The organism is Telmatospirillum sp. J64-1 (assembly GCF_006980715.1).
Taxonomy (GTDB): Bacteria; Pseudomonadota; Alphaproteobacteria; order Rhodospirillales; family Magnetospirillaceae; genus Oleiliquidispirillum; species Oleiliquidispirillum nitrogeniifigens.
Map to the genome: position 1 here is coordinate 1 of NZ_SBHN01000084.1, position 614 is coordinate 614.

The window sequence follows — 614 nt, forward strand, 5'->3', positions numbered from 1 at the left end:
GAGAAGCCCAGGCAGGCGAGGTCCTTGAGCTCGTCGCGGGTCATCGGGCCGGTGGTGTCCTGCGAGCCGACGGTGGTCATCTTCGGCTCGCAATAGGTGCCCGGGCGGATGCCCTTGCCCTCGGGCAGGCCGCAGGCGCGACCGACCATCTTCTGCGCCAGGGTGTAGCCCTTGCCGGAATCGGCGGGCGCGGTGGGCAGGCGGAACAGGGTCGAGGGGGGCAGGCCCAGCGCCTCGCGGGCGCGGGCGGTCAGGCCGCGACCGATGATCAGCGGAATACGGCCGCCGGCGCGTACCTCGTCGAAGATCACCTCGGACTTGACGGTGAACTCGGCGATCACCTGGCCGTCCTTCAGCGCCTTGCCCTCATAGGGGCGCAGCTCGATGACGTCGCCCATCTCCATCGCCGAGACGTCGAGTTCGATGGGCAGGGCGCCGGCATCTTCCATGGTGTTGAAGAAGATCGGGGCGATCTTCGTGCCCAGACAGACGCCACCGAAGCGCTTGTTGGGGACGAAGGGGATGTCCTGGCCGGTCCACCACAGCACCGAGTTGGTCGCCGACTTGCGCGAGGAGCCGGTGCCGACGACGTCGCCGACATAGGCCACCAGGTT

1 pseudogene is annotated in these 614 nt (G+C 68.4%); it reads right to left on the reverse strand.

Annotation, left to right across the window (positions count from 1 at the left end):
* Positions 1–614: pseudogene (locus EPD66_RS23875) on the reverse strand (aconitate hydratase B); the annotation flags it as partial.